A 15,387-nucleotide genomic window follows, 5' to 3' on the forward strand; every position below is an offset into this window, starting at 1 on the left:
ATCCAAAATGAAAAACGCTATATTCACGCTGACTGTATTCATGACAGCCCTGCTCACCGGCCTTCCGGCACAGGCGCAGGTTTCATTTGGTAATGCCACCAAATTCAATGAAGATTGGCTCTTCCGGCTGACCGATGACTCAACCATTGTAAATCCCGCCTTCAATGACAGCGAATGGCGCAAACTCAGATTGCCGCATGATTGGTCTATTGAAGGACAACTTTCACCTTCTTTAGCAAGCTGTACCGGCTATTTACCTGGCGGAATCGGCTGGTATCGCAAACATTTCAAGATCACGGATGACGCTCCACGCCATTATATCTATTTCGAAGGAGTATACAATCGCAGTGAAGTCTATTTAAACGGACATCTGCTTGGCAAACGCCCTAACGGTTATATCTCATTTCTCTACGACATGACTCCTTATCTGAAAGAGGGGGACAACGTGTTAAGTGTACGTGTGGACCATAGCCGCTATGCTGATTCCCGTTGGTATACAGGATCGGGCATATATCGTGACGTATGGCTAATTGCCGCTCCTGAAATACGCCTGGCACAATGGGGCACAGGTTGGCATGCCACTTCTCTGACCAACCGACAGGCTACCATAGCCGTCGATATGGAAGTACAGAAACACATAGCAACCAACGACAGACTTGAACTTTCAGCTACACTATACGATGCTGCCGGCAAACAAGTAGCGCAACGCCGCACTCGTGTTTCTGACGGTAAAGAAGGTATTACTAAAGAAAATCTCACACTGAAAATAACTAACCCTCACCGTTGGAATCTGGACGATCCTTACCTTTATACACTAAAAACGGAATTGCTCAGCAATGGACAACGTATCGATGGATGTGAGACTAAAGTAGGACTCCGTACACTGAAGTTTGACCCTAATAAAGGATTTGCGCTCAATGACAACTGGATGAAGGTCAAGGGTGTATGCCTGCATCATGATGCCGGTGTACTCGGCGCTGTAGTACCTCCGGAAGTATGGGAGCGCCGTTTAAACAATTTGAAAGAAATAGGTGTAAATGCCATCCGCATGAGCCACAATCCACAGGCTCCCGTTGTATATGACCTATGCGACCGACTGGGACTTCTCATCATGGATGAAGCATCCGATGAATGGGAATTCCCGAAACGTAAATGGGTGAAAGGCTGGAATAAGGGGGAACCCGCCTATGACGGTTCTTTCGATTTCTTCGAAGAATGGATTGAACAGGATGTAACCGATATGGTACGTCGCGACCGCAATCATCCTTCCATTTTCATGTGGAGTATTGGTAATGAAGTAGATTATCCGAATGATCCTTACTCGCATCCTATTCTTGACGGATCAACCATCAATCAACCCATGTTTGGCGGTTACAAACCGGATGCTCCTGATGCCATGCGTATCGGAAAGATAGCCAAACGACTGGCTGCATGCGTCCGTGCTGTCGATACGTCACGCCCCGTAACGGGAGCACTGGCAGGAGTTGTTATGTCCAATCAAACAGAATATCCCGAAGCCATCGATGTAGTAGGATACAACTATACTGAAAACCGCTATGATGAAGATCATGCCACCTATCCCAACCGTGTCATTTATGGTAGCGAAAACGGTTCCGGTCTTGAAGCCTGGTATGCCGTAAAGGATAAAGAATTCATCTTCGGACAATTCATCTGGACGGGTACCGACTACCTTGGTGAATCGGGTGCATGGCCCTCACGCGGACTATATACCGGATTGCTCGACTTTGGTAGTTTCCCCAAACCCCGCGGACACTTCCGTGCTTCCTTATGGTGCGAAAAACCGGTTACTTATGTGGGTACTTATCCCATACCGGATCGTTTCAAAAACTCCCGGCGTACCTTCCTGTCACCCGATGCATGGGATATATGGAACTATGATCCCGGTCAGGAAATACGTGTAGTCTGCTATACCAATGCCCCACAAGCACGTCTGTTACTTGATGGAAAAGTGCTAGGTGAGATGAAAACCTATGATGAAAAGACAGGTATCATCTACTGGGATATTCCCTATCGGGCGGGTGAATTGAAAGCCGAAGGTTGCGATAAAGACGGAAATATATTGTCCAGCTATTCCATCAAAACCTCCGGTCGCCCCTACGCTCTCCGTGTAAGTGCCGATCGTACCAATCTATCTTGCAACCGCGCTACAGCGCATCTCATTGTAGAAGTGATAGATGAAAAGGGTGTCGTAGTGAAATTAGGCGATAATGACATTACTTGTACCATCGAAGGTCCGGCACATTTACTGGGACTCGAAGGTTCCGATAACAGCGACATGAGTGACTACACCGATAATCGCCATCGTGCCTTCCACGGACGTCTACTTACCTACATACAGACCACGGGTGAGAAAGGTCAGATTCGCGTAAAGTTTACTTCACCACTTTTACAAGGAACAGAGATTGTCTTGAATGCTAAATAACCCTCTAAAAACAAATATTTATATGAAATACAAAGTATTATTACTCGCCCTCGCCGCAATAACTACTTCGTGTTCACCACAAGCAGATATAAACTATCAGATTATTCCCGAACAGCCTCAGCAAACCATGGATCATTTCAGTGCTTCGGATGCCTGGAGCATGCACATCATAGGCAAATGGCCTCAGGAGAAACAGGACCAAGTAGCTGACTGGTTGTTCAGTACTGACAATGACACTAACGGAAAGCCCAAAGGAATCGGGCTTTCTCTGTGGCGCTTCAATGTAGGTGCAGGAAGCACGGAACAGGGCGAAGCCAGTCAGATAGGCTCCCCTTGGATGCGTACCGAATGTTTCCTGCAACCGGACGGAAGTTATGATTGGGACAAACAACAGGGACAGCGTAATTTCCTCCGATTAGCAAAGGAACGTGGAGTCAATAAATTCCTTGCTTTCCTAAACTCTCCACCCGTTTACTTCACTCAAAACGGGCTTGCCACCAACACCGGACGTGACGGCACACTGAATCTGAAAGCGGAACATTATGAAGACTTCGCCCGTTTTCTGGCAAATGTGATCAAAGGAGTTGAAAAGAAAGACGGCATTAAGTTCGATTACCTCTCCCCTTTCAACGAACCGGACGGACACTGGAATTGGATAGGTCCCAAACAAGAAGGTACCCCGGCAACAAAGAAAGAAATTGCCCGTGCCGTACGCCTCATCAGCAAAGAGTTTGTGAAAGAGGGTATTGATACGGAAATCACCATCTGCGAAGCGTCAGACTATCGTTGTATGTTCTCCACACATATGACAAACCATGAACGTGGATACGAAATACAATCTTTCTTCTGCCCCGACAGTGTAGATACTTATTTGGGAAACACCCCGAATGTCCCCCATCTCATTGCAGGGCACAGCTATTGGACCAATACACCTTTAGAAAGTCTGAGAGATTACCGTCGTCAGTTACGTGATACATTGGACAAATACAAAGTTGACTTCTGGCAAACGGAAACCTGCATTATGGGGAACGATGAAGAAATTGGCGGAGGCGGTGGATTTGATCATACAATGAAAACAGCCCTCTATGTGGCCCGTATCATTCATCACGACATTGTTTATGCAGGAGCACGTAGCTGGCAGTGGTGGCGTGCCATAGGAGGTGACTACAAAGACGGATTGCTACGCGAATACACTGATCCCGATCTTCATGACGGTAAAGTGGAAGACTCCAAATTATTATGGATATTAGGTAATTACAGCCGCTTTATACGCCCGGGAGCTGTACGCATGTCTATTAAGGCAACAGACAAATCCGGACAGGTAATCCCGGAAGGAGATACTGATCCCCAAGGACTCATGTGTTCTGCTTATCAGAATACAAACGGACAATGGGTAATGGTAGTTATCAACTACGCTGATCAGGAGAAAAATTTCACTTTCAAAGTGGATGGTTCCAAAGTAAAGTCATGGCAAGGCTACCGCACCTCAGATGAAGCAGGTGAAGATCTTCTACCCATTAAGAAACTGAAAAACGAACAGATAGCAGTAATTCCTGCACGTTCCGTTATCACTTTTGTTTCTCAGGATTAAGAGATTTCACCACAGAGTAACACAGAGGTTCACAGAGTTCAATAATTTCTAAATCAAGAAAATAAAACTCTGTGAACCTCTGTGTTACTCTGTGGTGAAATCCCTATTCTTTCGGCCGCCCAAATCCCTCGCAGACATTCAAACGATGAATATCTACCACTGCACTTATTTCTCCCATCTTCCCTAACAATGTTTCCGCACCATTCTGAATCTTGAAATTGACTTCTTCTTCGTACAATGGAATCATCTGATAGAAATTCACTTCTTCCCCATTAGGCAATTGGCAAACAGCAGCTCCTTCTTCCACATTCTCCGGATTAATCAATAATACACTGGAAAGCTGAGTATTCTCTGCAAACGGTTTCCCGTTGGGTACAGAATGTCCCCAACCTAACCAGGAGTCCTCTTCCAATGGCAGACGGGCAAGTATCTTCAGCCAACGTAGCGGCCAGTAATTCTTTTCTTCATGGTCAGAAATATTCCAGTCGGCAGGTAAATATACCACTATCTCCGCACGCTCCAGCTTATACTCAGCCAGTTCCTTAGGTACATTCATCCGATGGGCACCCATGCCCGATGTGACCAGCGTGTAATAATTCCTTTCAGCCGTCGGCTCGACAATAAAGATATCCACATGGATATCCGGTGAGGCGATCTCATGGAACACATGATCCGAATGACCGAAGAACTTGTCAATATGCGCTTCAAGAGCATCCAATTCCTCCTCTTCGTACATCTCAGGATTATGAGGCAAAACACCATTCTTACAATTTTCAATGTATTCCTTCGCATCTTCATCGCTGGGATCCAATTCCAATGAACGTTCAAAGGCTTTCTGCGCCTTATCCAGTTGGTTCAGATAATAATAAGCATAACCCAGTCGATAGAACCAAAGCGCATCTTCCTTACATTCTTCCTTTACTGAAAGAAGCTGTTCAATGGCTTCATTGTAATTCCCCTGATTATTGTATGAGCGCGCCAGAAGCCCCGTCAATTCCGCAGTTCTCTCCTCTTCAGGAACTTTCAGAATAGCGTCAATTATCTTCTGTTCTTCATCGTCCGCGTTCCATTGTTCTATTTGCTGAAGCAACTTATCATGCTTGTTCGTTTTGGTAGCAGTCAGATGATCAATAAAGTCAGCTGAAAAGCCCATTGCTTCATCCTTTCCCTCGCACGAAAGAGTAAACAGGGTGAACTGATGTTCAGTGATAATCTGGCACTGGCACACATATTCATCACTGTCTTCTTCTCCACCCAGATCATAAAGCCTGCACTTACCGTTTTCAAAAAACTTCTCTTCAATCAGCACATTCTCATCGTCTTCCAGATAGTCTGCTTCGTCATCGGGCATAGAATACGCCAACATCCGCACTACATGCCAATTCTCGTCTTCTCCATCATAATACCCGCGAGAATCATCCTCTTCAAAATAAAGGTAATTACCCGGAAGATCAAACTTCAGATTTCCTAATGTATAGGTCACTTTGTTCTTGCGATAACCAATCGGAAATTCACTTATGAAATCCGGCAATGCAGAAACATCTACCGGCTCTTTTTCCACCAAACGACAAAGCAACAGATAGTCTTCTTTCGGGAAAGCAAGAGACGTATCCATTGCGGCAGCCTTCTCCAAGTTTTCTATAATAAACGAATTGATTTCCATATCTTCTTCGCTACGCGCGGAAGGCATAAAATAGCAATCTTCCCACAAGGCACTCAAAGCCGTATTCCGATAGAATAATGCATCACGCTCTTCATTATTCCACATGAAAAATTCGCTTGCCAACCTCTCGATACCTTCATCTTTTATCCGTTCGACTAAGTGCTCCGGACATATTCTTCCGAAAGGAGATACCACCGTTCCTTCTATCCCACGGGGCATGTACTTATTGCAATCCCAACAAATGGCAGACATGCTGCAATTCTCCTTCATACGTTCACGACAGAGTTCTACAATGGCGTTCAACCAACGATAGAAATGTTCGGAACGCATCCGCTCAAAGTCCCTGTGCTCATAATATTCCGTATCGTCCTCCACCTCAGTAGAGAAGTCTCTCAGTTCTACCAACTCGTCAACGATATCTATCGCAGCCTTATGAAAACCTGCTCCCAACAGGTTAGTCTGACAATCACCTATGACAGCTATATCATCTTCTTCCTGTTCATAATTGAAGAATATATTTCCTAAACGGCAGACTGATAATTCAGAATAATCTTCTGTATGACTGACAGATGCCTCGTGCCGGGCGGCAACTACATCCAACAATTTCTGGAATGAAGAAATACTTTTGCATTTCGTTGTTAATCTGAAACCTATACTCATGGTTGTGATATATTTATAATTATAGATTCATTTTATTCCTCAGACTCGTCATCCTCCGTTTCATACAGTCTGCACAAGTCACTACCCTGACGGAAGTCGGAAAGATAGAAGTGATATTGGGGATAGTCTTTCAGAAATGGAACAATCTTTTCCATAAATGCCGACTCATCAAACAAAAGAAGATCAATATAGCAGGTACCGGTACCGATAGCTCCCCCTAATAAAAGTCCCAAACCTTCCGGTTCAAGCAATTCCGCCGCCAGGCGGTCTTCCAGTTCATAACGGAAATCCAGCACTTTCTTCCCATCACCTTCTTCCTTATTTTCATAGGGGAAAGCGATAAATACAGCCTGCGCACCAAATCCATTCAAACGGTCGAACAGTTCTGTGGAACCATTATAATAATTGGCCACCAAAGGCTGGAAGCAGGAGCTGCCTGCCATGACGTCAAAACGTAATTCCTCGTTCTCCTGAGGCTCAAAACGATAGCTGGTATAGACTTGCTGCGGATTATCAAATATCTCCTTACCATGAGCCTTTAATGTATCTGTAATGTAGGCTCTGAGTTCAGGAAGCTTTATCATATTCTCCAATGGAGCATCTGCACGCTCCACACTGGCAATATACTGGTAAGAAAGTCCCTCACCCAGCATAATCTCCATCATGATATAATAAGCATTATAGCTTTGTGCTTCTTCCAGAGAGCATAACTGTTCTTCATAGAAATGGATATTGAAAGCATTGATATCTTCCTGATAAGCAGCAGATACCTGCACCTGAGCCATATCTACATTCGCCCCATACATGCCGAAAGAGAAACTTGCATCCGTCCCCTGATTGAAAGGAAAAAAGTGCCATTTATCCTTGAATTGTGCAGGCATTTGCGACACAATGTAGGGATAGAGATAGAACAAATGTGTATTGCCCTCTACGGAGAATGTGAATTCATAGTCTCCACCCAGATTAAAATGCACATCCTCATCTATCAAATTCGTACCGGCGGTAACAAACTCAACAGCATCACCACCGTCAAGCTGCCCGCGGTTCTCAACAATCCGGGAGAGCTCCTCCTCGTTATCGGTAAACCACTTCCAAAAGTCCTTCACCCGCTTCCGGAAAGGCAGGTGACTGTTGCAACTACGGATGAACTCAATCGTATCTTCATCTTCCGGAGTCAGTTCGTCCGCCTTCTTAAAGCAAGCCAAAGCTTCCTTGTATCTGTCGAGAAAGTAAAGTGCATACCCTTTCCGAAAGTTCCAATTAGTATCTCCGGCTTCTTCCTCCTCGATGGAATCAAGTAACTCCAAAGCTTTTTCATATTCACCCAGGTTGTTATATGCACGTGCCAGCAAACCTGTAGCTTCAGAATCTCTTTCTTCAGGCGAAATCTGTCCTAACATATCAACAATTCTACCATGCTCGTCAGTTTCTGTCCAAGCATCAATTTGTTTCCTTAATGTTTCATCCATTGTTCATTGTGGTTTAATGATGTCCAAAGATATAAAAACTCAGTTTATCCACTCTATAAACTGCCATAAAAAATTACAATTGGATAATGGCTATTTTATAGAAACCATGACAAATTGCAAATTCTATTCTGTCAATTTGCTTTTCCAAAGAACTTTTATTTAGTATTTATTCAGGAAGATACCCAAAAGGTAGGATAAATGTCATTATATTCACAAGAGAAAGAGCAAGAAGTACAAGTCTTTTCTTTATATTTTGAAGACTGTTTTTCAAAAAAAAACGGCTATGGAAAAAAGCATTTTCCATAGCCGGGTACATATAAAACAATACTTAATTATTTATAACCTGTATTCTGAGTGAACTCTGTTTTATTTTCAATTGCATCCAAAAATGTCTGCGGAAATGGACGTACCCAATGGTGTTCATCAACATTAGCCGCATTAGGATTACATTTCTTTATTCTTTTTACAAACTGCTCTTTACCAAAACGCTTTAAATCAAACCACCTCAGTTGTTCCCCTGCCAATTCTCTCGCACGTTCATCCAAAATAAAATCAATATCTTGAATCTGCGACAGGTTGACACACATATCCTCCTCATAACCGGCAACTGCACGGGTCATACGTAACTTATTCATATAATCCAAAGCATCAGATTTATCCGTTTGAGCCCCAGCTTCTGCTACAATCAGATACATTTCAGCGATACGAATCATAAAACCGTCCCGCGTACTTCTATCTTCATCTTTAGAAGCACGTGCAGGGTCTGCAAACTTACATAACTCTAAAGATTGCTTCATGTTTTTAGTAGAACCATCTGCATTATAAATATCATTTCTGTCAAACAGCTGGTAACGGTTTTCCGCCCAGGCACGTTGCGCAGCAGTTGCTTCCCCTTTAATTATATAAATAGCCGTATCAGCCATTGCCGTGTACTTACCTTTTCCTTTCTCATTATTCATGATCCATAGATGGCGGAAACTGCCACCATAACGTTGATCTCTTTCCTCATCAAACAAGTCAATCAAATAACGGGTTGGCATGTAACGGTTAAACGGACGTCCATACTCTATGGAACGTGTCATACCCGGTTGATCATCATATTTCATGCAGAAAAGCAGATGCGCATTATTTCCTCCATTTCTGATAACCGGTTTATCATCCAATTCCGAATTATACAGCTGATTTGTTGAATAATCGACATACCATATTACTTCATTATTGGAATTTCCATCACTGTTCTTCATATCCCAGATAGAAGCAAAATCTTTAGCCAACTCAAAAGGACCATTGTCTATCACGTCTTTGGCCAAATTATAAGCCTGTTCATACATCTTTGCATCCTTCGTTACACTAGCCCGCGTTAACAGTAGTCTGGCTTTAAGTGCTTTGGCAGTCCATACCGTAACTCGACCACCGTCATTCTGCTGAGTAGATAATTTACTTGTAATAGCCCAGTCCAGATCACTAAACATATGCTGATAAATATCACTTACCGATGTTTTAACCGGATTCATTACGATACTACTTGAAGGCACATCTATGTAATAGGTATCTCCAAATGTTTCAGTCAATATCCAATAATAAAATGCACGCAGTACTCTGGCTTCCGCCTCACGCTTATTCAATGTTGTAGCCAATGTTTCATCTTTCGATGGGTTAGGTACAGTTTCCGCATGATAGATTGCGGTGTTGCACCAGTTTATAGCTGCGTAGAATCGGTCAAAATAAAAGGTACATGCAGAATTGGTACCATCAAGCGACTGCGTATATGCCGCCATATTATTATCCACACATCCAGAAGCTGCTGCTATAATATCCGTTCCAGTTTCACTCAATCCAATAGCATCTTCTTTACCTGCCCAAAAGCGCAATGGGGTATAACATGCATTCACGATGGCATTCAACCCTTCTTCTGTATCATAATATCCCCCTTCGGAAGTTACATCACTATAATTGGTTTCATCTAAGAAACTATCACAACCACTTCCCAGAAACAGCATCAACGATGCTACTAATAATATACTTTTTTTCATAATGTTATTCCTTTAAATACTGAATCGTTTATCAAAAATCCAAATTGACACCAAACACAAGTTGCTTGGTCATAGGGAATGAAATACCTCCTCCACGTTCCGGATCATAATTCTCAATACTACTGAAAGTGAAGAAGTTTTTAGCTGTTGCATAAATGCGTACGCGGTCCAGTCCTATATTCTTCAGTGCTTTTGCTGGAAGATTATAAGCTAAAGTTATATCTCTGATTTTCACAAACGAGCCTTTTTCATATTTCAAGGTTGAAGAATATCTGGTTTTTCCGAATCCGTAAAAACGGTTAGGACGTGGAAAATCGTTTGTGGGATTTTCAGGAGTCCAGTAGTCTACATTCGAACTGTTTTCCAATCCGTCTGGTTTATATCCTCTATTAAATTCATAATCGATCCACTGACCTAAACGGCTGTAAATGAAAAACGAAAATTCAAAATCATGAATGGTAAAAGCATTATTGATACCAAAAGTCACTTTCGGACGTTTACTGTAAATAACACGGTCTTCGGGAGTAATTTCCCCGTCATCATTCGTATCCTGTATCTTTATGTCACCAGGAATCTGCCCGTTCTTAGCAGCTTCTTCCGCTTCATCTAATTGCCAGATACCAATTTTCTTATAATCGTAAAACACCTGAAACGCTTCACCCACAAACCACGAGTTAGCCTCATCTCTCAGTGCTCCCGATGCCAGTTCTTTTATTTTCTCTTTGTTATGAGAAAGCGTAAAATCTGTGGTCCAGGTAAAATTCTTCTTTTGTATATTTACTGAGTTTAGCGTTATATCAATACCAAAGTTTTCCGTCTTACCAATATTTTCCATCACATCAGAGTAACCATTAGTTGATGGGATCTTGCGATTCATAAGAACATTCCTCGTATATGATTTATAAATGTCCAGAGAACCTGACAGACGATTATTGAAGAGTCCGAAATCCACTCCCAAATCGAATACAGAAGTTGTTTCCCACGTCAGATTCTTATTCGACATAGTCTTAGGATACAGACCACTGGCCAGCTCATTATTGAATGAATAAGTAGAAGAGCCCAAAAGACCTATCGTTTGATAAGGATCAATGGCCGATTGACCGGATTCTCCCCAGCTTAAACGAAGTTTCAAGTTAGATAAATTATCAATGTTCTTCAGAAAAGCTTCTTCATTCATTCTCCACGCTAATGCTACAGATGGAAAATATCCCCACTTATGTCCACTGGCAAGTAGTGAAGAGCCGTCTGCACGTAAAGAAGCTGTAAGAATATAACGGTCCATAAACTTATAATTTACACGTCCGAAGAAAGAAGCCAAATTCTCTTCTTGTAAATAACTGTCAATCATAACTTCTTTGGTGTTTGATGCCAGATTATGATAGATATTGCCTCCATAAGTCTGCCCTTTACCTGAAGCCAATGTATATTCTTTACTCTTATAAATCGTACTGGTACCACCCATTATCTGAAAATCATGCTCTCCCAATATCTTCGAATAGGTCAGGATGTTTTCCCAGGTAATACCCGATTGAATAGTATGTTCTTTCAATGATTTACTGTCTTTGCCTTCTCCGTCCAAAGAGTTTGCCGAGCAATAATACCCTCTTCTTGAATTCTGAGCATCAACCCCTAATGTTGTTCTGAAAAGAAGATCTTTTGTGATATTCCAGTTCGCATACAAACTGCCAAAGAAACGGGTGCCTTTCGTGTTATCCTTTATTGCCCCCTCCACATCATCCACCAATGGATTGGTCTGAGAATTGTATCCCGGTGCCGGGAATCTTACCACTTCTCCATTTTCATCATAAGGTTTTGATAATGGAACAATCTTATTACACATATTCAACGGATCACGACGTGTGTTTTGATCCTTATAAGTATACGTAATGCTTGTACCTATCTTCAGGGTTTTCAGTAATTCATGATCCAATGCTACCCTGGCATTCAATCGTTTATAATTATCATTTTTGAAAAGCCCATTCTCACCTCTATATCCCAAGGAGATATTATGTTGTGTCTTGTCTGTACCTCCCGATATGGATAGTTCATAATTCTGATTGAAACCATTGCTCATCATTAAGTCACGATAGTCAGTAGACACTCCTTCTCTAACATATTCCAATTCCTGCGCCACTGTAAAGACCTGATCATCCGGCAAATATTCATTAGTTGTCTGGTCACGGTATGCTTCACGTTTTAACTGTGCATATTCAGCTCCATTCATGATAGATGGATAAGAAGAAATCATATTAACAGAAGCAAAAGCATTCAGAGAAACTTTTGATTTTCCTGTTTTTCCTTTCTTAGTAGTCACGATGATAATACCATTTGCACCACGTGTTCCGTAAATGGCGGTTGAAGATGCATCTTTTAAGACTTCAATAGATTCGATATCCGAAGGGTTAATATCCAGAGTCGTACCATAATCTACTCCATCCACCAATATCAGAGGTTTATTGCTGGCTTTTAATGATCTCTCTCCACGAATAGTGAAACTCAGCTCAGCTCCTGCCTTACCTGAAGAAGAAGTCAGGTCCAATCCTGCAACCTTTCCCTGTAAAGCTTCCAAAGCATTGGTTGTCGGTATAGCTGTGATATCCCGTGACTTTACGGAAGACACAGCACCCGACAAGTCCCTCTTTTTCTGTACACCATAGCCTACAACAACAACTTCATCCAAAGCCTGTGCATCTTCTTTCAAGGTAATAGTAAATGAAGTCTGTTTTCCAACCGGTATAGACTGAGTCAGATAACCGATGTAAGAGACAATTAAAACATCTTTCTCCTTCACATTCGGAATTACAAATTTACCATCCAAATCCGTAATAGAACCGTTACCGGTTCCTTGCACAGATACATTGACTCCAATCACCGGCTCTCCGGTAACATCTTTCACAATACCGGAAACTTGATGTGTCTGAGCCAGAGACAACAAGCAAAGCATGCTAAACATCAAAGACATACATGCCCTTCGAATAAATACATTCTGATTCATAAAAAAGTGCTTTTAAAATTAGTAAATAAGGTATTTGTTTTTCTATTCATATGAAAAGCTGAAGGTAGCAGGAGTATCTGCTTTTAACACTATTTCCTGCATTTCCGCTTCCCGCAATTGAATTTTTACGTTCTGATCTATTTTAGATAATAAAGTGACTTTCACTTCCTTTTCATTCCATGACAGCTCTTGCACTATAATTCCACCTCTCAAGGCTACTCCGTTTATATGCCCACTGCGCCATTGCTGAGGCTTACATGGTAAAAGGGATATCAGACCCGGTTCCGAGTAAACCAACATTTTCATCACTAAAGACGGGTATCCTCCGCAGATGTCCAGATTGAATGTTTTTTTAGGATCGTGGGTTGAAACCATATTATTATTCCAATAACTGTTTCCCAACCAGGTCAGCATATCATAAGCCGTCTCGGATTCACCTAAAGCACACGCAGAGAAAGCCAGTTGAATCATACCGAACGCCATGATTCCGCCATTGTCTTGCCGGCGTATTTCCATCCTACGATTAACGGCCCGCTTACATCCTTCTAGCAAATCCTTATCTTTCATAATAAGGGGATCATGAAAATCATACAGTCCGAATAAGTGAGAAGCGTGGCGATGTTTATGATTGTCCTGCAAGTCCTTCCACATCCATTCTCTGATTTCTCCATTCTCATTCAGCATATAAGAAGGCATTTTGGCCTGCATAGACTCCCATACCGGAATTTTATCCTGATTGACACCCAAAACCTGACTGGCTTCTATAACTGAGCGCAACAAAGCATTAGCTGCCATCACATCCATCGTGGCATTTATACAAGCCTGGCTGGGATGATTTGCCGGATGATTTTCAGGAGAATATGAAGGATTAAAAACATACTTCCCATCAGCCCCTTCTTTCAGAAAGTCTTCATAAAACAAGGCGGCCTGTTCCATGAATGGAAGTGCCCGTTTCTGCAAAAACTCTTTGTCCAGGGTATACATATAATAGTCATAATAGAAGAGTGAGTACCATGCCGCTCCGGTCACCCAGAAAGTCATCGGCCAGGTAGCATCAAAATGATTATTTAAGCCATGTGAACTAAAACGTGACGGAACATGAATACCACGGCAGTTATAAAGCTCACGTGCATTCACCTTAAAATCTTCCATATATGCTTCCAGCCTGTCAAACAGTGGCAACATCAGCTCCGGAGTATTAGCCTGCAAATAATGGGAAATGACAACCGGCAGATTTCCATTAGTCGTATAGTCACCGGACCAGGGAGGAGTCATAGTAGCTCCCCAGATACCTTGAAGATTGGGAGGATTGATGCCTGTGGCACAAATAACATTATAACGTGCAGCATCGAAAATCTTCTCTATTAAAGCCGGATTGGAACCACCTGCTTCCAATAATTCTTCGGAAGATTTCATACGGTCTTCTTTAGAGGCACCCAAATCAATCGATACACGCTCAAATAATTCTTTATGGATTTTTTTATGCGCATCCAGTAATTCCGCATAATTAGTAGGATATAAACTGAGGTCTTTCATCATATCAGGCACTTTCGATATTTCCATATTGTCAGAAGGTTCAACACGAGCTAATATCAGCACATCCGTAGCACCATTTATGACTATTTGATCCGAGTTCATCTCTATATCACCGTCCATGTTCACGACTTTCACTACCCCTTCGTATCCCTTAAAGCTTTTTCTGGATTCAAATTCCCAAGGCCTTTCGTACCATGCTTTAAAATAAAGTCCGTTTTCCATTACACCGGATTCAACTTTATCAATGCAGTTCTTCTCACTTAATGTAAATTTCTTCTTACGTCCTGCATCATGCCTCATTATCTGTGAAAGATTCAATGTTGTATGGATAGAGCCTTTTTTTGAAGATAACCGTAGGGCAACCACATTGTCCGCTCTGGAAATAAATAGTTTACGCGAATAGATTCCATTATTATCCTCCCATTTAACCTCTACTTCGCCCGTAGTAAAATCCACAGTCCTATTATACTTCTTTACAGAAGAAGTATCACTTGAAATGTTGAATTGAAATGCCGGAACGAAAAGATCTGTTGCGTGTTTACCTTGGTATCCCTCGGAATTAGCTAAGTCTACAATAAACTTAGAAGCCTCCGTATATTTACCATCCAGCATCATTTGCTGAATCTTCTCCAGGTTCTTTCCCTGGCTGACAGGCTTTCTCGGAGAATGAATAGGCAAATAAAGCAAAGCATGGTTAAGAACAATAGATTCCCTGTATGGGTCTCCCATTACCATAGCTCCCATCACACCGTTTCCGGTAACCAACGATTCTTCCCAAATATTAGCCGGACGATTGCTATGAAATCCCCGTTCCGGAACATTACCAACATCATTGATTTCTGTTTTACAGCTTAAAAAAGAAAAAACAGCTACACAGCAAAGAAAAAATATTCTCATAGTACTTTCATTTAAAATATTGTTATAAAAAAAATGCCCACTAAGCTCGTATTGCTTTGTGGGCAAAGGTAGCGCAGGTGGAACAGACGCCTGTGCATTA

At 42.1% G+C, this 15,387-nt stretch carries 7 protein-coding genes; 2 read left to right on the forward strand and 5 right to left on the reverse strand.

Annotated elements, in window-relative coordinates:
- Positions 1–7: 7 nt before the first annotated feature.
- Together BACCELL_RS08445 and BACCELL_RS08450 are read left to right on the forward strand one after the other, a co-directional pair.
- Positions 8–2,443, forward strand: a complete 2,436-nt coding sequence (locus BACCELL_RS08445; protein WP_007211284.1) for a glycoside hydrolase family 2 TIM barrel-domain containing protein — start codon at positions 8–10, stop codon at positions 2,441–2,443.
- A 22-nt stretch (positions 2,444–2,465) separates the two neighbouring features.
- Positions 2,466–4,034, forward strand: coding sequence for a glycoside hydrolase (locus tag BACCELL_RS08450; RefSeq protein ID WP_044153520.1), 1,569 nt, complete (start codon positions 2,466–2,468; stop codon positions 4,032–4,034).
- Between the two features lie 103 nt (positions 4,035–4,137).
- Here the strand turns inward: BACCELL_RS08450 and BACCELL_RS08455 are convergent, their stop codons facing one another.
- From BACCELL_RS08455 to BACCELL_RS08475, 5 genes are all read right to left on the reverse strand, one after another.
- Positions 4,138–6,357, reverse strand: coding sequence for a suppressor of fused domain protein (locus tag BACCELL_RS08455; RefSeq protein WP_007211286.1), 2,220 nt, complete (start codon positions 6,355–6,357; stop codon positions 4,138–4,140).
- Between the two features lie 32 nt (positions 6,358–6,389).
- A complete protein-coding gene (locus BACCELL_RS08460) occupies positions 6,390–7,826 on the reverse strand; it encodes a tetratricopeptide repeat protein (protein ID WP_007211287.1) in 1,437 nt (478 codons plus the stop codon).
- Positions 7,827–8,158: 332 nt separating this feature from the next.
- Positions 8,159–9,859 carry a RagB/SusD family nutrient uptake outer membrane protein gene (locus BACCELL_RS08465; RefSeq protein WP_007211289.1) on the reverse strand — a complete coding sequence of 567 codons (1,701 nt, stop codon included), beginning with the start codon at positions 9,857–9,859 and terminating at the stop codon, positions 8,159–8,161.
- Between the two features lie 31 nt (positions 9,860–9,890).
- A complete protein-coding gene (locus BACCELL_RS08470) occupies positions 9,891–12,854 on the reverse strand; it encodes a SusC/RagA family TonB-linked outer membrane protein (RefSeq protein ID WP_044153523.1) in 2,964 nt (987 codons plus the stop codon).
- Between the two features lie 42 nt (positions 12,855–12,896).
- The gene (locus BACCELL_RS08475) at positions 12,897–15,287 is read right to left on the reverse strand and encodes a glycosyl hydrolase family 95 catalytic domain-containing protein (protein ID WP_007211291.1); all 2,391 of its coding nucleotides are present in this window, start codon (positions 15,285–15,287) and stop codon (positions 12,897–12,899) included.
- Between the last annotated feature and the right edge of the window lie 100 nt (positions 15,288–15,387).

Source organism: Bacteroides cellulosilyticus DSM 14838 (assembly GCF_000158035.1).
Classification (GTDB): Bacteria; Bacteroidota; Bacteroidia; order Bacteroidales; family Bacteroidaceae; genus Bacteroides; species Bacteroides cellulosilyticus.

What these genes read in the sequence shown, in the direction of transcription:
- BACCELL_RS08445 (WP_007211284.1), top strand. Translation starts at nt 8, where the DNA reads ATGAAAAACGCTATATTCACGCTGACTGTATTCATGACAGCCCTGCTC.
- BACCELL_RS08450 (WP_044153520.1), top strand. Translation starts at nt 2,466, where the DNA reads ATGAAATACAAAGTATTATTACTCGCCCTCGCCGCAATAACTACTTCG.
- BACCELL_RS08455 (WP_007211286.1), bottom strand. Translation starts at nt 6,357, where the DNA reads ATGAGTATAGGTTTCAGATTAACAACGAAATGCAAAAGTATTTCTTCA.
- BACCELL_RS08460 (WP_007211287.1), bottom strand. Translation starts at nt 7,826, where the DNA reads ATGGATGAAACATTAAGGAAACAAATTGATGCTTGGACAGAAACTGAC.
- BACCELL_RS08465 (WP_007211289.1), bottom strand. Translation starts at nt 9,859, where the DNA reads ATGAAAAAAAGTATATTATTAGTAGCATCGTTGATGCTGTTTCTGGGA.
- BACCELL_RS08470 (WP_044153523.1), bottom strand. Translation starts at nt 12,854, where the DNA reads ATGAATCAGAATGTATTTATTCGAAGGGCATGTATGTCTTTGATGTTT.
- BACCELL_RS08475 (WP_007211291.1), bottom strand. Translation starts at nt 15,287, where the DNA reads ATGAGAATATTTTTTCTTTGCTGTGTAGCTGTTTTTTCTTTTTTAAGC.